Below are 19,526 nucleotides of genomic sequence, written 5' to 3'. Positions count from 1 at the left end.
GGCTCTGTCAGGTAAGTTTGATTATGGCATGCAGTCTGGCCGGGCTGTTTGCTGTGTTGAATCTGATTTATCCGCTGGATATCAGCCGTCAAACCGGCCCGACGGTTTCAGTTTATTCTGCTGAAGGAGATGTACTGCGCCAGTTTGCCAGTCAGGATGGTGTTTTCCGGATTCCTGTGACCCGAAATCAGGTTTCTCCCTGGTATTTAGCTGCCTTACTGGAATATGAAGATAAGTATTTCTTTTCGCATCCCGGCGTGAATCCTTTTTCTTTAATTCGTGCGCTGGTTCAGCAGATCCGGTATGGACGGGTGATTTCCGGTGGTTCGACACTGACGATGCAGGTGGCCCGGAAATTTTATCCGCATCCCCGGACTTACCGGGGAAAACTGATGCAGATTTTCAGGGCGCTGCAGCTGGAGCTCAATTACTCCAAAGAAGATATCCTGTCACTTTATCTGACTTATGCGCCGATGGGCGGAAATATCGAAGGCGTGGAAGCGGCCAGTCAGCGCTATTTTGGTAAGCATGCCAGTGAGCTTTCGCTGACGGAAGCCGTGATGTTAGTGGTTGTGCCTCAGCGCCCCAGTTTATATCGTCCTGATCGCTTTCCGCAGCGGGCCAGAAAAGCAAGAAATAAAGTCTTACGACGGGTTGCGGATATTTTGCCGTTATCCGGCGCAGACCTTCAGCGGATGCTTCGGACCCCTATGCTGGCGAGCTATCATCCGGCCCCTTTACATGCGCCTTTGCTGGCCCGCAGACTGCAACAGAAACATCCTCAGCAGTCTGATATTCACACCTTTATTGACTATACGGTTGAATCTGATCTGGAATCGATCATCCGGCAAAGAACGGAACGCTGGTCTGCGCCGCTGTCTGCTGCAGTGATGGTAATGGATAATCTGAACGGCAAAGTGATTGCGTATAAAGGTTCAGCCGATATGAAAGATCCCCGGCGCTATGGTTATGTGGATATGGTGCATGCCTGGCGTTCTCCCGGTTCGGCACTGAAACCTTTTATTTATGGTCTGGCACTTGATCAGGGGCTGGTTCACTCTGCCAGCCTGCTGACTGACGTTCCCCGCCAGTTTGGCGATTACAGTCCGCATAATTTTGATCATCGTTTTCAGGGGCCGGTTCGTTTGGACCATGCGTTGCAAAGATCGCGGAATGTTCCGGCAGTTCAGGTATTGAGTCATGTTGGTCCTGAAACATTCCTGTTGTGGCTGAAAAACGCAGGGATTCATCTTCAGGTACCGAAAGCGAATCTGGCGCTTGCTCTGGGCGGAGAAGGCATCCGGCTGAAGGATCTGGTGACACTGTTCTCTGCGCTGGGAAGAACGGGTGATATGATATATCCGCGTTTTTCCTCAGAAGATACTATCCGGACTGTGCCGCTGTTATCTCCGGCAGCCAGCTGGATCATCCGCTCTGTGTTGCTGGAGATTGCTCCGCCTGATCGGGTCAAAGCAGCCTATAACCGTCCTGTGGCCTGGAAAACAGGCACAAGTTACGGTTACAGAGATGCATGGGCGATTGGTGCCAGTGCCGATTATACCGTAGGCGTCTGGGTTGGACGTCCGGATGGTGCGCCGTTTGTAGGGCAAACCGGTGCAAATCAGGCCGGGCCATTGATGTTTGATGTGTTTGATTTATTGCCGGAAGATCAGCGGACGCTGAGCCGGCCTGAAAGCGTCACGGCTTCAGTGATTTGCTGGCCCGGTGGTATTGATGTTTCTCTGGTCAATCCACAGGATTGTTTACAGCATCAGCAGGCACTGACGATTCATCATTTTACACCGGCAACACTAAAACGTGAGCAGGGGTTAGCCGCTTTACATCACTGGCCGCAACCGTTATTGGACTGGGCACAAAAAACCGGCCATTCTCTGGTGAGTGACACGGAACTTCAGTCAACCGGGCGTCTGAAAATACTGGCGCCCAGACAGGGAACCCAGTTGTTTCCTTATCCGGGACAAGTGCTGAATCTGATTGCCAGTCAACCTTCAGTTTTGTGGTTCCTGAATGATCAGCCGATTCGCGGCAGCCGGTTAGCCTTAGATGCGCTGACCGCCGGAAACTATCGTCTGACTGCCTGCATGACACAATGTGACACCATTCAGTTTGCGATTTATTAAACCGGGGTTTGGTGCTGATAACCTCCACTCTGGCGCACTATAACTTATTGTTTTTGGTTTCACTAAATTAAACGCACAGATAAATAACCCTGGCTTCAGAAAATCAAGCCCGGTCAGGTCGCTGAGGACTGGTAATCCCTGGTGGTGATTGTGGACTGGTGAGGATTTATTTCCGGGTGACATTTACCGGAATTCTCCGGCGGCCAAAGTGATGCGTGATCGCTTCAAACCGGCCGGGGAGCATAAAGCCACAATGCTGGCACCGGCCGTCGTCCGAGAGGGCCATTTCTCCTAATTCATACCAGTTTCTGGATATCACCCGTTGTTTACATTGCGGGCACCAGGTGCTGTCTCCGGCCTTGTCTGAAATATTGCCGACATACACATAGTGCAACCCCTGGCTAAGCGCGATTTCTCTGGCTTTTTGCACGGTTTCCGGTGGGGTGGATGACTTATTGACCATTTTAAAATCCGGATGAAAGGCGGAAAAATGCAGCGGAACATCGGGCCCGAGATTGTCATTGATCCACCGGCACATGCTTTCCAGCTCTGTTGTACTGTCGTTTTCGCCCGGTATCAGCAGGGTGGTGATTTCAAACCATACATTGGTTTCATGCCGCAGATATAACAATGTATCCAGCACTGGTGCCAGATGACCACTACATAATTTCCGGTAAAAGTGTTCAGTGAAGGCCTTCAAATCAATATTAGCTGCATCCATAGCATTGAAAAAAGGGATACGGGGAATATCACAAATATAGCCGGCGGTGACAGCAATACTCTGAATGTCCAGCTCATGGCAAACCTGCGCGGTATCGACTGCATATTCCATAAAAATCACCGGATCATTGTAGGTAAAAGCAATACTTTTAGAGTCATATTGTTTGGCGATTTGCGCAATTTGTTCCGGCATAGCGCAGTCACTGATCGTGTCCGTTTGCCGGGATTTACTGATTTCCCAGTTCTGACAGAATTTGCAGCCGAGATTACAGCCCGCGGTACCAAAAGACAGCACTGAACTACCGGGATAAAAATGATTCAGTGGTTTCTTTTCGACAGGGTCAATGCAAAATCCACTGGAGCGGCCATAAGTGGTCAACACAATTTCTCCGCAATGTGCCTGTCTGACGAAGCAGGTGCCTCTTTTACCGTCACGCAGGCTGCACCGTCGCGGGCATAAGTCGCACACAACACGGCCATCATCCAGTAAATGCCAGTATTCGGTTTTGTATTTGTCCGGCGGAAAATTCATTACATCATTATCTGAGTTATATTCGATTTCAGGCGACATCGTCAGACGGGCTGACTTCGGTATATACTAACTATAGTCTTATCAACGGAAGCCGGGTTATGAATGTTCGTTCCCCTGCAGTGGCAGGCACTTTTTATGAAAAGTCACCTGATAAATTACAGGCACAAATGCAATTATGGCTTGATTCAGGCCGTATGCATGCGGAACCATTGCGCGCCGTTATTGTGCCTCATGCCGGTTATGTCTATTCCGGCCAGGTTGCCGGAGAGGCATTCAGTTATCTCCACGCTCAGTCAGAACAGATTCACCGGGTCATTTTGATTGGGCCAAGTCATCGATTTTCTTTTCCCGGCTGTGACATCCCGGCAGCGGATTTTTTCAGTACACCGTTGGGACTTATTCAGATTGATAAACAAAGCTTTACCCGGATTACGCCTTCACCGGATGTTGAAATTTCGGATCAGGTTCATGCTTTCGAACACAGTCTGGAAGTTCAGCTGCCGTTTTTACAAACTTGTCTAAAGCAATTTTCACTGGTGCCGCTACTGGTTGGGAGTATTGCACCTCAAGTTCTTGCCGGGCTGATTGAGTCTCTCTGGCAGGATGAGCAGACGTTGTTAGTCGTCAGCAGTGATTTGAGTCATTACCATCCGGATGATGAAGCCCGGAAAATCGACCTGTCAACCTGCTATCAGATTGAACAGTGCGAGCCAACGCTGACCCCTGAGCAGGCTTGCGGAGCAACCGGGATTAATGCTTTACTGCTGTTGGTGAAAAAGAGGGGATATCACATCAGGCGGATCGCATTGAAAAATTCATCAGATACAATTGGAGATAAACAAAGAGTGGTCGGGTATGTCAGCTACCTCATTTCTGAAGCCTAGTCATCAGGAACTATTAACGTTGTTGGAGGTTGCTCGCGGGGCAATCCGCAGTATATTTAACAGCGATCGTATTCAGCCGCCTGATTTGTCGCAATATGACGATCATCTGGTTCGCCGTGGTGCTTGTTTTGTGACACTTGAAGTGAATGGTGTGCTTCAGGGGTGTATTGGATCAATTGCTCCAAGAGAGCCACTGGTCATGGATGTGTTTGAAAAGGCGTGTGCGAGTGCTTTACAGGACCGGCGCTTTGCTCCGTTAACTGAAGAGCAGCTCGGTGGGTTAACGATCGAAGTTTCCGTCCTTAATCCACCGGAAATAATTCAGGTTGATTCTGAGCTGGCTTTGGTTGAACACCTGAAGTCTTACCCTAAAAATGATCGACCGGGTTTGATCATGGCTGAATTTCTGTCCGGTCAGCCGCGACAGGCTGTGTTCTTACCACAGGTTTGGTCTCATCTTCCTGATCCTCAGGATTTTATTACTCAACTTAAGTTTAAAGCTGGCTGGGATGAGGATTACTGGTCATCCGATCTGGTTGTGAAAATTTTTACCGTCAGTAGTGTGAAAGAAGCCTATTAGTTTTGTTTCTTTTTCTGTTGGAATGAAAAAAGTTTATACCCAGGCAACCTGAATCATGCATCTTCAGGTTGTTTGGGTACATCAGAATTCCTGGATGATATGACTCCGGAATTGCCGGATGAGGTGTTCTGATGTGTAATCGCATTAAGCAGATATGATCACATTTTGCTTATATTGGTACATAATGTGTTTATATCCTTCTGAATTATATACTATAAACTAATAACCACACGTAGATTTGCAGGCGGAAAATGTCAATTCATAAAGCTCATAAGTTGCTGTTTTTATGGTTCATCTTTCAGTTAATATTTGTTGTTGCGCTGTATTACTACACGGAAGAGCAGGTTCACAATATCTATATCGAATCTAAAAAAGATGAAATCAGTAAGGTGATGACGATGGTTCATCATCATGCGGAGTCGATTATTAAAGAATCAGCAAATGATAGTATGGAAGCACGGAAGCAAACTGAGCAAAAAATAGTCGACTATTTTGAAGGCTTTCACATCGGAGATTTATATTTCTGGGTGAATGATCATAATGCAATTGCCAGGGTGCATCCGAGAGATAAAGTTTTGGGGCAGTTCCAGAATTCATATCTCAGACATATGAAACAGCTGGAGTCAAATCCTTTATTTTTCGAGACCCGGCTGAATGTCAATCCGGTGACAGACGAGTTACAAGTGAAAATTAACGGGATTATGTTGCTGGATCCCTGGAAATGGGTCGTGGGTTACGGAAGCTATATCGATAAATCCCGGATTGTGGAAAAAACGATGCTATTAATGATTATCCCGGTTGCCGGTTTATTATTGTGCAATGCATTTATTATTCTTTATGTGAGGCGGATGACAAATAGTCAGACGTCTTAACTGCTCGATCGGGATAGGTTTATTGAAATAATAGCCCTGACCATATGCGTCAGGGATTTTGTGCGTGAGGAACCTGCATTGAGGTTCAGTTTCAACCCCTTCGAATATCTTTTTGACATCCAGCCCTGAGAGAAAGCCGATAATATTTTCCAGCACATTACTGGCGATAGAGTTGGTTGAAATGGATAATGTAAACATTTTATCAACTTTGACTTCATCCGGATTAAGCAGGCTTAGCCAGGACAAGTTAGACATGCCGGTTCCGAAATCATCAATTGATATTCTGAAGCCACTCTCTTTTAAATGTTTGACTGCTTCAATCATCGGCTCTGGTTTACCTGATGTTCTTTCGGTAATTTCGAGCATGACCTGACAGGGCTTAAACCGGTAATTTTTAATTTCCTGGTTCAGGTACTGACTCAGATCCGGATTCATGACCGATGAGGATGCGACATTAATCGAGACAGTTAAAGACTCATTCTGTTCCAGTAATTCAGCCAGTTCGGAAAACGATTGTTCAATCACGACTTGGGTTAAGTCGTCGATAAGGTCATTCATTTCGCATAACTGAATAAAAATATCCGGTGGTACATAGCCATAAGATTTACTGTGCCATCTTGCCAGAACTTCAATTCCGACGACAGAATGATCACTGAGTCTGTATTGGGGCTGGTATACAACCGAGATATGCTTCTTTTTAATGGCTGCCTTGAGTTGCCTGACAAAGCCATTGAGTCCGGTTTTATTCAGCCAGCTGATATAACAGAACAGTAACCCCGCGAGAAGCCCGGTAGTCAAAGACATCACCACTGTGGTTTTTGTCATGCTGAAGAGGCCTGGTCTGGTATCTACGGTAGTGGTACATATATGAAATAATTGGCTGCATTGTGAATTAGTCATCATTGCATGACTGAGTGGCAGATAATCGAGAAGCGTTGACTGGTGCTTTAGTGCTTTGCTGGCGATTTCATTGTTGATATCACCAAAAACTCTGAAGATATTTTTTTTATCTACATCATGGATAATGGTTCCGATGCCATCTTTTTTCATTGAGCTAAGCTCGACATCTGCCGTATAAGCTTTGTCTATGAAGACAATTATATCGTTTTTTACAAATGCCAGATCACTATGCCTGACCTGAGGGTGACGTTCAAAATTCAGACTATATATCTGATTGCCGAAGTCTCCGGAACGAACGGTGGGATCAAGCCTGAGGGGTTTATTTTCAAGGATACTGCACTTGACCTGGTTGCCGGTCATTCTGCCGATATCACTGATATATATATAGTCTTTAATGAGTGAGCGGAACTGAGAGATGTCTGCGTCCTGACAGGGGAGGTACCCACTGTTTTCTATCCTGCTGAAACTTCGTTCAACCTGAAATATGATCCTTTTAGACATTTTAAACCGTTCATCTAAGTAATTGTCCAGTGAAGGCTTATCTAAATAAATGACAAATAAATGAAAGGAGAAAATACTTAATATACAAGCGATCATACAGACAGCTGCGATCTGGATGACAGAAATACGTCTTGTATCATTGACGATCAGAAACTGAATGATGCTGCTTGCATCGTTGTTCATATGTGTACGCCTCAGGCAATATCAACTCATAAACCAATGCAGATGTTGCTATCTGCGCGACAAATGTAAGGCTCATTATTATTGTTGTTGTTAATATAGCCGAATTGCCCCTGTAAAAAATAGTAGATCTGCTCTGACCAGATGATTTTTTATTGTAACAGTTTACAAAACCGTAAAATAAAATGGAAAGGCTGCTGCAGACCATCAGCCTGGGCCGGTATTCAGGCTCGATTCTGATGACTAAATCCGCAATGGGAAGACCTGCCGGCAGGCAGGTCTGTTGATATGAATAAAGTTAATGGATTTCGAGCAGTTTAATTTCGAAAATCAGGCAGGAACCTGGTGGAATTTTGCCGACTTTGCGCAGGCCATAGGCCTGTTTATAAGGGATATAAAAACGGGCTTTCTGACCTGTTACCATGAGCTGTAATCCTTCCTGCCAGCCCGGGATCACCTGTTTTACACCAAAATCGATTGGCTGATTTCGTGTATAGGAGCTGTTAAAAACTTCACCATTGATCAACTTACCTTCGTAGTGCACTTTCACTTTATTTGACAGTGAAGGGTGATTCTCTCCGGACCCTTCTTCCAGAATCTTATATTGCAAGCCGCTGTTTGTGGTGATTACACCTTCTTCTTTGGCATTTTGTTCCAGAAATGCATTGCCTTCCTCTATATGATCTCTGGCGATTTTATGCCGTCTGTGATTGGTATAAAACAGAATACCTGCAAAGATAAACAGCAGTAGGGCAAAAATATAATTACTCTCCATGAATGATTCCTCAGTAAATTGGTTGTTGCTGCGCCGGACGAGAGGGGAAGGCCACCATGTTAACACCGCTGTTGTTCAATCAATGAAAGTATCGATTCTTATGAATACAGCAAGCCCGCCGACATTTTTGGTACATTGGACAGAATATTAACAGGATTGGCAATATTTCTGATGCGATACTGTCTACAATAGTCTAATGAATAAGCGATAATCTTAAAGTTTCCGTAAGTTAGCCGATAACTTGGATGATATCAGGTGAACAAGTGGCAGAATAATGAAGTATATAACATGTCTTCTTTTAACTTTATTTCTTTCAGGATGCGGGACGTTAGTTTCAACGGAACGTTTATTTGATGATAATTTGTTGAATACCGCACCAAAAACAGACCGGGATGTCAGATACCCGGATTGGGGACGCGCATCGGATGCATCAGAAGCTACATCAGTCGGAAATTCCTCTTCCCGGACGACAATGCAGCGTCGTATGCAAACACAAAGCTATTTGCAGCTGGAAGAATTTCTGACTGCAAACGGTATTGATTACGAAGTATTACCCGGTAAATATTTGATTATCCGAGTGAAGAGAACAATTAAATTTGAAACGGGCTCCAGCAGGGTTTCAGTCAGTTCAAAAATGTGGCTGGGTAAAATTCGTCGTTATCTGGAAACAGACGCTTCGCGTGATCTGGAAGTGGTGATTGATGGTCATACAGATGATATGGGAAGTACCCGGCTGAATGAGCAGCTATCAAAGAAAAGGGCTGAATCAGTGAAAGCCTTATTAGTGAGTGGCCGGGTTTATCTGGATTCTGTTTATACCCGGGGGTACGGAGCCGTGGTTCCCGCATGTACAAATAAAACCCGTCAGGGGAAAGCATGTAACCGTCGGGTTGAACTGTTTTTTATTCTGCCTTCCTGATCAACCCCGGATCCAATTTGATAATGAAAAACGCCAGCTGAATTGCTGGCGTTTTGTTTTTGGGTCTTGTCTAAATCAAAAATAATTGAATGGTTAACAGTAATTTAAGCGGCTCACAGTGACTTCGCCACATCAACCACATTTTCAACCGTAAAGCCAAACAGCTTGAACAGCTCACCAGCCGGTGCTGATTCACCGAAGCTGTGCATACCAATCACCTGACCGTTCAGACCGGTGTATTTATACCAGTAATCGGCAATACCCGCTTCAATTGCCACACGAGCCGTCACAGCCGCCGGCAGAACCGATTCACGATAAGCTGCATCCTGTTTATCGAACAGGTCTGTCGCTGGCATAGAGACAACGCGAACCTGTTTGCCGTCCTGCGTTAACACAGCGGCTGCCTGAACCGCCAGCTCGACTTCTGAGCCGGTTGCAATCAGGATGAGATCCGGTGTACCTGCACAGTCTTTCAGGATATAACCGCCTTTCGCGATATCCGCAACCTGTGTTGCAGTCCGCTCCTGCTGTGCCAGATTCTGACGCGAGAATATCAGCGACGTCGGGCCATCTTTACGCTCAATCGCCAGTTTCCATGCAACCGCAGATTCCACCTGGTCACACGGACGCCATGTGCTCATATTTGGCGTTAAACGCAGTGAAGCTATCTGTTCAACCGGTTGGTGCGTCGGACCGTCTTCCCCCAGACCAATTGAGTCATGGGTGTAGACCTGAATGTTCTGCACTTTCATCAGTGCCGCCATCCGCATCGCATTTCGTGCGTATTCCATAAACATCAGGAAGGTGGCACCGTAAGGAATAAAACCACCGTGCAGCGCAATCCCGTTGATGATAGCTGTCATACCGAATTCACGTACACCGTAGTGGATATAGTTCCCGGAAGCATCGTCAGCAGTCAGTGATTTTGAGCCCGACCACATGGTCAGGTTTGACGGTGCCAAATCGGCAGAGCCGCCCATAAATTCTGGCAGGAGTTTACCAAAAGCTTCCAGGGCATTCTGAGACGCTTTACGGGAAGCGATATTGGCCGGATTCGCCTGTAAATCTGCAATAATTGCGCTGGCTTGCGCTTCCCATTCCGCAGGCAGTTCACCATTGACCCGGCGCTTAAATTCAGCTGCCAGTGCCGGATGCGCTGCTTCATAAGCCGCCAGCTTTTCATTCCATGCTGACTCTTTTGCTGCACCGGCTGCTTTGGCATCCCATGCTGCATAAACATCTGCCGGAATTTCAAACGGACCATGTTCCCAACCAAGGAATTCACGGGCTGCCGCCACTTCATCATGGCCCAGTGGTGCACCGTGACAGTCATGTGAACCGGATTTATTCGGTGAACCAAAGCCGATGATGGTTTTCGCACAAATCAGGGTTGGACGACCGGTTTCCGCTTTTGCGGCCTGAATCGCAGCTTCAATCGCTTCAGGATCATGGCCGTCAACCGCCGGGATCACGTGCCAGCCATACGCTTCAAACCGTTTTGGTGTGTCGTCGCTGAACCAGCCTTCAACCTCACCATCGATAGAAATACCGTTGTCATCCCAGAAAGCGATCAGTTTGCCCAGCCCAAGCGTACCAGCCAGTGAGCAGGCTTCATGAGAAATCCCTTCCATCAGGCAGCCATCACCTAAAAATGCATAGGTATAGTGGTCAACAATGTCATGATTTTCACGGTTAAACTGAGCTGCCAGTGCTTTCTCAGCCAGTGCCATTCCAACCGCGTTGGTGATGCCCTGACCCAGCGGGCCGGTGGTGGTTTCAACACCCGCGGTGTAACCATATTCCGGGTGACCCGGCGTTTTCGAGTGTAGCTGACGGAAATGCTTCAGCTCTTCGATTGGCAGAGCATATCCGGTTAAGTGCAGCAAAGAATAAACCAGCATTGAACCATGGCCGTTGGATAAAACAAACCGGTCGCGGTCAGCCCAGTTTGGGTTTTGTGGATTATGATTCAGGTGAGAGCGCCAGAGCACTTCTGCAATATCAGCCATCCCCATTGGGGCACCCGGGTGGCCGGAATTAGCCTGTTGAACACCATCCATGCTCAGGGCACGGACAGCATTAGCAAGATGTCTACGATCCATAATATTTCCAGATAAAAATTGAATAAGAGTTATTGAATAAAAATCAGAAAGAGGACGCCGGGCGTCCTCTTCAGTATCTTATAGTTGTTCGCTGATCATGGTTTCCAGTTTGCCCTGATCAATAGCGAAGTTGCGAATTCCTTCCGCCAGCTTTTCAACCGCCATCGCGTCCTGATGGTGTTCCCACAGGAATTCGGCATGTGTCATAGCGACAGGTGCGGGTTTGGTTTCAGTTGCAGGAACCAGTTTTTTCTCCACAATTCCTTCCGCTTCTTCCAGTGCCTGCAAAAGTTGCGGGCTGATGGTTAACCGGTCACAACCGGCAAGTTCCAGAATTTCTCCTGTATTACGGAAGCTGGCACCCATGACCACGGTGTGATAACCATAAGTTTTGTAGTAGTTGTAGATTTGGGTGACTGACAACACGCCCGGATCTTCTTCAGCAGTAAAATCACGGCCTTCTTTGGCTTTATACCAGTCCATAATCCGGCCGACGAACGGAGAAATCAGGTAAGCACCGGCTTCAGCACAGGCCCGGGCCTGGGCGAACGAGAACAGCAGGGTCAGGTTACAATTGATACCTTCTTTTTCCAGAACTTCAGCAGCCCGGATACCCTCCCATGTCGAGGCAATCTTAATCAGAATCCGATCGTTGGAAATTCCGGCTTCATTATAAAGACGAATCAGCTTACGGGCTTTTTCAATTGTTTTTTCAGTATCGAATGACAGACGGGCATCGACCTCAGTAGAAATACGGCCCGGAATGGTTTTCAGTATTTCTTTACCAATTGTCACAGCCAGCATGTCACAGGTATCTTCCAGCTGTTGTGACTTGCTGTCACTTTGAGACTGAGCGTAAGCAATGGCCTGTTCGATAAATGGTGCATATTCTGGTAACTGAGCCGCTTTCAGTATCAGTGATGGGTTTGTGGTTGCATCCTGAGGCTGATATTTTTTTATCGCGTCGATTTCACCGGTATCAGCGACCACAGTAGTGTATTGACGAAGTTGGTTTAATTTGTTGCTCATGTTCTGTCATCCTCTTTTGGATCTGTCAGGCTGTTCAAAACGCCGGTGTATTGTGTTCTTATCCGGTTTGCCATTTGTTCTGAACAATTGTTCATTGTGTGAGTAAATGATAAGTCCATATTTATCTGAACTTTCAGTAATGTCAATCGATAAGATCGAAATATTTTAGATGATGTGGTTAATCATTTGATTTGGTTCGTCCGGGATAGAAAAAGCAATCAGAGTGTACAGAAAATATCCATTTCTGAGCGAAAAAATCAGACACAACCAAGCTGAACATTTGTTCTTGCTGTGAGCAAATGTTTCGGTATGATTGTAAATGTTTTATGATTTGATTTATGAAGTATTGGCGAATAACAGAACAGGTGCGCGATGAATACAAAACAAATTTCCGTGGAAGACTCGGATTTGCTGACTGAGATATCGGTGGCCTATTATCAGGATGGTGCAACTCAGGAAGAAATCTCACGCAAGTTCTCTGTTTCCCGGGCAAAAGTCGGGCGTATGCTGAAACAGGCCCGGGATGAAGGCATTGTTGAAATCACAGTAAAGTATCATCCGGTATTCAGTGCTAAAGTTGAGCAACGCCTGATTGAACGCTTTGGTATTCGCAGGGCACTGATTGCACTGGATCAGCCCAGTGAAGAAAAACAGCGGGATCAGGTGGCCGGGCTGGTTTCCCGTTATTTGTCGGGGAGTTTGAAAAATGGTCAGGTGGTGGCAGTCGGGCAGGGGCGGAACGTTTCTGCGGTTGCGCATCATGTCGGCGTTATTCCTGAAAGAGATGTGAAGTTTGTTTGCAGTATTGGCGGCATTCACCCGCGGGGCGGGATGTTCAATGCCGATCATATCTGTCGCCAGATGGCGAAAAAATATGGTGGAACTTCCGAGACACTCTATGCGCCGGCTTACGCTGAAAACCGGGCGCAGAAACTGGCTTTTATGGAAAATGAGACCGTGAAACAGACCTTGGATCTGGCCCGCAAAGCCGATGTCGCTTTGGTTGGTGTTGGTGATATGAGTGAACACAGCTACATGGTTGATTTGGGCTGGTTTACACCTGAAGAAGTTGTTCAGTCCCGCTTACAGCAGGGCGTGGTCGGGGATTTTGCCGGCCATGATTTTTTTGATATTCAGGGCAAAATTGCACACACGGTAATGAGTGATCGGATTATTGGCCTGAGTGTTGAAGAATTCAGGCCGATTGCTGAAGTGATTGCCATTGCGGCTGAAAACAGTAAGCCACTCGCGTTATTGGGCGCATTAAGAACCGGTGCCGTGGACGTGATTGCAACCAGTGTGTCTAACGCACTGACAGTACTGAATCTGGACGAACAGATGTCAGTTGCCAGTGCACCGTAATTATTTCACCGGGATCTGCTGACCTTTGAGCGCATACTGGTGTTCATGTGGTTTCCAGCGGATGCTGACTTTGTCCCCATTCCGTCCATGAGCCGTCATATACACTCAGATTCTCGTAACCACAAATATACGCTGCGAGTAAAATGATGCAGGCAGTGACACCCGAACCACAGCTGAAGATATATTCACTGACTTGATCAGACAGGGCGGATGACACAATGGGCTTCAGTGCTTCTGCGGATTTGAAACAATGCTGGTCCATGACCTGCACGAACGGGAAGTTAGCTGCGCCTGGAATATGTCCGCTCCGGAGCCCTTCGCGTGGCTCAGGCACCTGACCGGAAAAACGTTCGAAGCTGCGTGCATCCAGAGTCTGGCTGGCCCGATCACTGATTTGTTGCAGCACATAGTCTGCACTGACGAAATATTTCTCCTGTAACCGGCCCGCAAAATCTCCGGGTGCTTCAGGTGTCTGATAAGCTTGAGTGAGCGGCATATCCTGATTTTTCCACCCGGTCAGCCCGCCATCCAGAATATAAACTTCCTGATGCCCCATTGCTCTGAGCATCCACCATGCCCGTGGTGATGCGTATGTACCGCAGTTATCGTAGACAACGATCAGAGAATCCTGATTCAGCCCGAGAGCTCTGGCCTGTTGGTTAAAGCGGGCTTCATCCGGCATCATGTGGGGCAGAGGATTATCCGGATCGCAAAATACATTGTCGTAATCGAATCGTCTGGCACCGGCAATGATATTTGTCTTATCTTGTTCCGGAGCTGTCGGAATTTGAAATTCAATGCTTGTATCGAGGATCACAAGGCGCGGATCAAACCGGTTCTGATACAACCATGAACAGGAAACAATCGGAGACATATTCAATTTCCTCTCTGTTGAGTAATTAACAGTATGCTCAGTCGATCGATGAACATACCGGACATAAAGGGTTTTGCGGTAGTTTCATTTCCCGCCAGGCCATTTTGAATGCATCAAACAGTAAGACTTTGTTATTGAGGGGCCGGCCGTAATTTGCCAGTACTTTGATTGCTTCCAGTGCCTGCATACTGCCGATAATTCCTACAACAGGGGAAAGCACGCCATTCTCAGCACAGGTTGGGGCATGTGAGCCAAACAGGTGGCTGAAGCATTGATAGCAAGGCTCATTCTCCTGATAGGTAAAAACGCTGAGAAATCCTTCCATTCTGATTGCTGCGCCTGAAATCAGGGGAATCTTATGGAGAAAGCATTGCTGATTAATTTGATTCCGGGTATCGAGATTATCACTTGCATCAATCACGACGTCATGGGCCTGAATGAGTCCGGCCAGTTTTTCATCAGGTAAACGCTGATTGACGGTCCGGACATCAATATGCGGATTTAACAGTTGCAGTGATTCTCCGGCTGATTCAACTTTGAACCGGCCGATATCCTGATCAGTATGCAGCACCTGACGTTGCAGGTTTGACAACTCAACCTGATCGTCATCAACTAACGTGATTACACCAACGCCTGCACATGCGAGATACTGGCTGGAGGCACATCCCAACCCGCCGGCACCAATGATGAGCACACGGCTGCTTTTCAGTGATTCCTGCCCGGAAAAATCAAAATCTTTCAGGCTGATATGACGGTTGTATCTGAGAATTTCTTCGTCTGAAAGCTCTGGGAGCGTTGGTTCCGGATGCATTGGTTTCTTCATGATTCGCATTTCCTTCCGGCTTGTCGCTTTTAGTAGAACAAGCTGGTATCAAAAGGCTGAATCTGAACGGTTTCACCCGCCTCAATACCTGCCCGGTCTTGTTCAAGAATGATAAAACAGTTTGCCGTACTCATTGCCCGGAAAGCACCGGAACTCTGGTTGCCGGCATTTTCTACAAAAATCCGGCCATCCTCGATGGTATAAACTCCCCGTTGATAATCCGTTCTTCCGGGGGATTTTTTCAGGCGGGATTTTGTGATTGCCGGTAATTGAGCTTCTGCCTGCCATTGGCTCCACCCAGCGAGTTTTGCCAGCATTGGCCGGACAAGCACATGTAGTGTATTCACTGCTGATACGGGGTTACCGGGTAAGCCGCAAAACAGAGCGTTGTCTAACTGACCAAACGCAAAGGGTTTACCGGGTTTCATCGCAATTTTCCAGAAATTGATTGCTCCGAGAGACTTGAGAACCAGTTTGGTGTAATCCGCTTCACCGACACTCACACCTCCGGAAGTGATGACCACATCGGCTTCTGACTGCGCTTGTTTAAACGTTGCGGTTAACTGTTCAGGATCATCCGGAATAATACCCAGATCAATCGCTTCACAGCCAAAACGTTCCAGCATCGGGCGGATGGCATAACGGTTGCTGTCATAAATCTGGCCCGCTTTTAAAGTTTCTCCCGGCGGACACAGTTCATCACCCGTCGAGAAAAAGGCTACTTTAGGCTTTTCATATACCTTGACGTCACAGATACCCAGAGAGGCGAGAACCGGTAAATGACGAACCGTCAGTTTTGTCCCGGCCGGAAATATTTCCTGTCCGGCTTTCATGTCGTCACCCTGCGGACGAATATTGGCCTGAGGTTTCACCACGGTGGTCAGAAATTTAATTTTGTCGCCGGAGACTTCAGTCTTCTCCTGCATAATCACGGCATCACATCCGTCCGGTACCGGTGCGCCGGTCATGATTCTGATACATGTTCCTGACGGCCAGTTTCCTTCAAATGGTCTTCCTGCATAAGCTTTACCGGCAAGCGGTAATATATCCGAGGTTTCCAGGTCACTGCGGCGAACGGCATAGCCATCCATTGCGGAGTTGTTAAACGGCGGAACATGGCAGGGAGAAGAAACGGATTCAGCAAGCACATATCCCAGTGCAGCCTCAAGCGGCAAAGTCTGAATTCGGTTGACGGGAGAAACTGAGCTAAGCATGAGTTGAATGGCATCTTCGACAGGAAGCATACCTTTGGTATCACAACACCCCATATCTGAAAATCCTGTTTTGGTTTTGATATTTCGGCCAGCACTTTATCATGAATTGCGTTGCACGATAATGCCCGGTTGCAAAATGTGGATGTAATTATGACAAATTGCGAGTATTCTTGTCAGCCATCCGGGATGGATAGAGGTAACAGAGAGGTAATGTAATGTCAGGTCTGAGCGAGGCTGCGCTGCTCGTTAAAAATGCACTTGAAAGTCGTGGACTTGAAACTCCTATGTGTCCGAATACTGTGGGCAGGAGTGAGAAAAAAGAAAAAATTGAATACCATATGCGCGAAATTCTTCACTTACTGGGACTGGACCTGACGGATGACAGTCTTGAAGAAACACCGCATCGTATCGCGAAAATGTATGTTGATGAGGTATTTTCGGGGCTGGATTACCATAATTTCCCTAAAATCACCGTGATTGAAAATAAAATGAATGTCAGTGAAATGGTCCGGGTAAAGGATATTACAGTAACCAGTACCTGTGAGCATCATTTGGTCACGATTGACGGCAAAGCTGCGGTCGCTTACATCCCGAGAGGGAAAATTATCGGCTTATCCAAAATTAACCGGATTGTTCGTTTTTTTGCTCAGCGACCTCAGGTACAGGAGCGGATGACACAACAAATTCTGGTTGCTTTACAGACCTTACTTGAATCCGATGATGTTGCGGTAACCATGGATGCAACACATTATTGTGTCAAATCCCGTGGTGTCATGGATGCGACCAGTGAGACAACCACAACGGCATTAGGCGGGCTTTTTAAATCAAATCCTGCAACCCGCGCTGAGTTTCTGCACGGACTGAAGAGTTAGAAAATATAGTCCAAAAAGCATTAAAATAATCTTATTGCAAATTATCAGGCCTCTGAATTAAATCAGGGGCTTTTATTTTTTGGTTTAATATTTCCCGGCAAAGATGCCAAATGTTTATACTCTGCTTAGTATAACTTTAGATCATTAAATTGATATGAGTTATGTTTAATAAAGTCGATTTTTATGAAATTTTTTGCATCACGGTCTGACTTTGACAATCATAATTTGCATCTACCGGCGGCTTAATGCGAAATAAAATTAACAATAAGAGCCATTTCTTTTTGCCGGGATGACGTTTGTCTCATGCTGTCCGGTACACACTATATGTGCTTAATTTTTCGACAGGCTGCTTGATATGCTAACGAGGCTGTTTTTTGCCGGAAAATGTCTAAAGGGCATCGTGTTCAGGGAGTTATGTTCTTATTGCCTGATAATATCCGTAATAATTCAGAGGTTTATATGCGATTTTCCGCTGGGTTTCCAGACGGATATTTAGTTCGTTGGCTAAATGAAAATTAAAGGAAAAATTATGTTTGCGAATAAGATAAAAAAATGTTTGTTCCCGCTTAAGTCCGGTGGGCTTATGCTGGCGGCAGCATTATTATCGTCTCAGGCACAGGCTGTTCAGTGTGATTACACAGTGAAGAACGACTGGGGTGCCGGTTTTGTCGGAGCAATTACGATTACCAATGACACAGAAACTGCAATTGATGGCTGGGATTTGGAGCTCTCTTACTCAGGTGATACAACGCTTACCAGTATCTGGGGTGCGCAGTTATCGGGAACAAATCCATACACAATCAGTGATATGGGCTGGAATAAAACGATTCAGCCAGGAAAGTCTGTTGAATTCGGTTTCCAGGGCGATGGTGAAAACTCAGCCGGTGCTGTGACCCGTTGTCTGTCAGTTGAGACAGGAAACACGGATGATGGTACGACTACAGGCGGAGATGATGGTACGTCGACTGGTGATGATAACGGCACTTCTACCGGTGACGATAGTGGTACGACGACTGGCGGAGATGACGGGACAACCACAGGCGGAAGCACTGGCGGTGATGAAACGACATCAGATGCAGTGGCGTTGACTGAGCTGATGGGTGTGGGCTGGAATGCCGGTAATACCCTGGATGCGATTGGTGGAGAAACAGCGTGGGGTAACCCTAAACTGACTCAAAAATTATTTGATGCAGTGAAAGCGGCTGGCTTCAAAACAGTACGTTTACCCGTTGCATGGAGTAAATTCTCTGACGAATCGACTTTCACAATTAAAGATGAGTGGATGAGTCGTGTTGAAGAAGTTGTGAACTATGCATTGAAAGATGACTTATATGTTTTACTGAATATTCACTGGGATGGCGGCTGGATGCAGCCAACTTATGCGAAACAGGAATATGTGAATAATCGTCTGTCAGTGATGTGGAAGCAGATTGCGACACACTTTAAAGATTATGATCACCGTTTACTGTTTGCGGGTACAAACGAAGTCATGGTCGACGGTGACTATAGCACGCCTTCTGAAGAGTACTATACAGTTCAAAACAGCTTTAACCAGACTTTCGTTGATACTGTACGTGCAACCGGCGGTAAAAACGCAGATCGCTTCCTGGTCGTTCAGGGCTTTAACACGAACATTGATCATGCGGTGAACTTTGCAACAATTCCAACAGATACTGTCACTGACCATCTGTTAATGGAAGTTCATTATTATGACCCATATAACTTCACGCTGAATGAAAACAGCAATATTACTCAATGGGGTAAAGATGCGACTGACAGCAGCAAAACTGAAACATGGGCGAATGAATCTTACGTCGATACTCAGTTCCAGAAAATGAATGACAAGTTTGTTGCTCAGGGTGTTGGTGTCATTATGGGTGAATACGGTGCAATTTCACGTCTTAGTGTTGATGATCATGAAAAATACCGTGTGTACTGGGATAAATACATCACTGAGTCAGCGCTTGAGCATAAAATGGTCCCTGTATACTGGGATAACGGTGTGACCGGCGATAAAGGTTTTGCTATTTTTGACCGTAACAGTGGTGCACAACTTCAACCTGAAGTGATTCAGGCGATTGTTGGTTCATCAGAAGAAGAGTAATTCTTATTCTTTTTTGATTCATACTTATCCGGCCGGTTTACCGGCCGGATTTTTGTGTTTGCAAAATTAATATCTTTGTATGTCCGGAATGAATGCGGAGTAAAAACAGAATAAAAAAGGCGGCTGTGTCAGCCGCCGGTTC

16 protein-coding genes are annotated in these 19,526 nt (G+C 46.4%); 8 read left to right on the top strand and 8 right to left on the bottom strand.

The features are described from left to right. Positions 1-23: 23 nt before the first annotated feature. On the top strand, positions 24-2,141 hold the full coding sequence (pbpC, locus tag OC443_RS22535) for a penicillin-binding protein 1C (RefSeq protein ID WP_159440364.1): 2,118 nt from the start codon (positions 24-26) through the stop codon (positions 2,139-2,141). A gap of 166 nt (positions 2,142-2,307) precedes the next feature. Here pbpC and amrS read toward each other — a convergent pair whose 3' ends face one another. After that, on the bottom strand, positions 2,308-3,432 hold the full coding sequence (gene amrS / locus OC443_RS22530; RefSeq protein WP_234976446.1) for an AmmeMemoRadiSam system radical SAM enzyme: 1,125 nt from the start codon (positions 3,430-3,432) through the stop codon (positions 2,308-2,310). A gap of 59 nt (positions 3,433-3,491) precedes the next feature. On the opposite strand from amrS, the gene amrB reads away from it, so the two are divergent. From amrB to OC443_RS22515, 3 genes are all read left to right on the top strand, one after another. Beyond that, a complete protein-coding gene (gene amrB / locus OC443_RS22525) occupies positions 3,492-4,277 on the top strand; it encodes an AmmeMemoRadiSam system protein B (protein WP_073585621.1) in 786 nt (261 codons plus the stop codon). 19 nt (positions 4,278-4,296) lie between these two features. Next, on the top strand, positions 4,297-4,857 hold the full coding sequence (amrA, locus tag OC443_RS22520) for an AmmeMemoRadiSam system protein A (protein ID WP_262021703.1): 561 nt from the start codon (positions 4,297-4,299) through the stop codon (positions 4,855-4,857). A gap of 251 nt (positions 4,858-5,108) precedes the next feature. Then, on the top strand, positions 5,109-5,729 hold the full coding sequence (locus tag OC443_RS22515) for a cache domain-containing protein (protein WP_073585619.1): 621 nt from the start codon (positions 5,109-5,111) through the stop codon (positions 5,727-5,729). Here OC443_RS22515 and OC443_RS22510 read toward each other — a convergent pair. Both OC443_RS22510 and OC443_RS22505 read right to left on the bottom strand, forming a co-directional pair. Then, a complete protein-coding gene (locus OC443_RS22510; RefSeq protein ID WP_073585618.1) occupies positions 5,667-7,313 on the bottom strand; it encodes an EAL domain-containing protein in 1,647 nt (548 codons plus the stop codon). The genes OC443_RS22515 and OC443_RS22510 overlap by 63 nt on opposite strands. 295 nt (positions 7,314-7,608) lie before the next feature. Then, positions 7,609-8,085: an FKBP-type peptidyl-prolyl cis-trans isomerase gene (locus tag OC443_RS22505; RefSeq protein ID WP_073585617.1), complete on the bottom strand. Its 477-nt coding sequence runs from the start codon at positions 8,083-8,085 to the stop codon at positions 7,609-7,611. A 274-nt stretch (positions 8,086-8,359) separates the two neighbouring features. Between OC443_RS22505 and OC443_RS22500 the strand changes: the two genes are divergently transcribed. Then, positions 8,360-9,004, top strand: a complete 645-nt coding sequence (locus OC443_RS22500; RefSeq protein ID WP_073585616.1) for an OmpA family protein — start codon at positions 8,360-8,362, stop codon at positions 9,002-9,004. 113 nt (positions 9,005-9,117) lie between these two features. Here OC443_RS22500 and tkt read toward each other — a convergent pair whose 3' ends face one another. Then, entirely contained in the window at positions 9,118-11,106 is a 1,989-nt protein-coding gene (gene tkt, locus OC443_RS22495) for a transketolase (protein WP_262021702.1), read from the bottom strand. Between the two features lie 78 nt (positions 11,107-11,184). Next, positions 11,185-12,135 (bottom strand): transaldolase, encoded by a 951-nt coding sequence (gene tal, locus OC443_RS22490; protein ID WP_073586748.1) that lies wholly within the window; start codon positions 12,133-12,135, stop codon positions 11,185-11,187. A 372-nt stretch (positions 12,136-12,507) separates the two neighbouring features. Between tal and OC443_RS22485 the strand changes: the two genes are divergently transcribed. Then, positions 12,508-13,497, top strand: coding sequence for a sugar-binding transcriptional regulator (locus tag OC443_RS22485; protein ID WP_073586747.1), 990 nt, complete (start codon positions 12,508-12,510; stop codon positions 13,495-13,497). 43 nt (positions 13,498-13,540) lie between these two features. Here the strand turns inward: OC443_RS22485 and OC443_RS22480 are convergent, their stop codons facing one another. The 3 genes from OC443_RS22480 to moeA are packed head-to-tail and all read right to left on the bottom strand — an operon-like array spanning position 13,541 to position 16,462. After that, positions 13,541-14,371 (bottom strand): sulfurtransferase, encoded by an 831-nt coding sequence (locus OC443_RS22480; RefSeq protein ID WP_073586746.1) that lies wholly within the window; start codon positions 14,369-14,371, stop codon positions 13,541-13,543. Between the two features lie 37 nt (positions 14,372-14,408). Further along, positions 14,409-15,194, bottom strand: a complete 786-nt coding sequence (gene moeB / locus OC443_RS22475) for a molybdopterin-synthase adenylyltransferase MoeB (protein ID WP_234976493.1) — start codon at positions 15,192-15,194, stop codon at positions 14,409-14,411. Positions 15,195-15,223: 29 nt separating this feature from the next. Further along, complete coding sequence (gene moeA, locus OC443_RS22470; RefSeq protein ID WP_073586745.1) at positions 15,224-16,462, bottom strand: molybdopterin molybdotransferase MoeA; 1,239 nt, start codon at positions 16,460-16,462, stop codon at positions 15,224-15,226. 161 nt (positions 16,463-16,623) lie between these two features. Between moeA and folE the strand changes: the two genes are divergently transcribed. Then, a complete protein-coding gene (gene folE, locus OC443_RS22465; RefSeq protein WP_073586744.1) occupies positions 16,624-17,280 on the top strand; it encodes a GTP cyclohydrolase I FolE in 657 nt (218 codons plus the stop codon). Positions 17,281-17,809: 529 nt separating this feature from the next. Then, positions 17,810-19,384: a cellulase family glycosylhydrolase gene (locus tag OC443_RS22460; protein WP_073586743.1), complete on the top strand. Its 1,575-nt coding sequence runs from the start codon at positions 17,810-17,812 to the stop codon at positions 19,382-19,384. Positions 19,385-19,526: the final 142 nt, after the last annotated feature.

It is taken from the genome of Vibrio quintilis (genome assembly GCF_024529975.1).
In the GTDB taxonomy this organism is placed as follows: Bacteria; Pseudomonadota; Gammaproteobacteria; order Enterobacterales; family Vibrionaceae; genus Vibrio; species Vibrio quintilis.
Note: the sequence above shows the minus strand (reverse complement) of the source record. Positions and strands in the feature narration are given on the sequence as shown.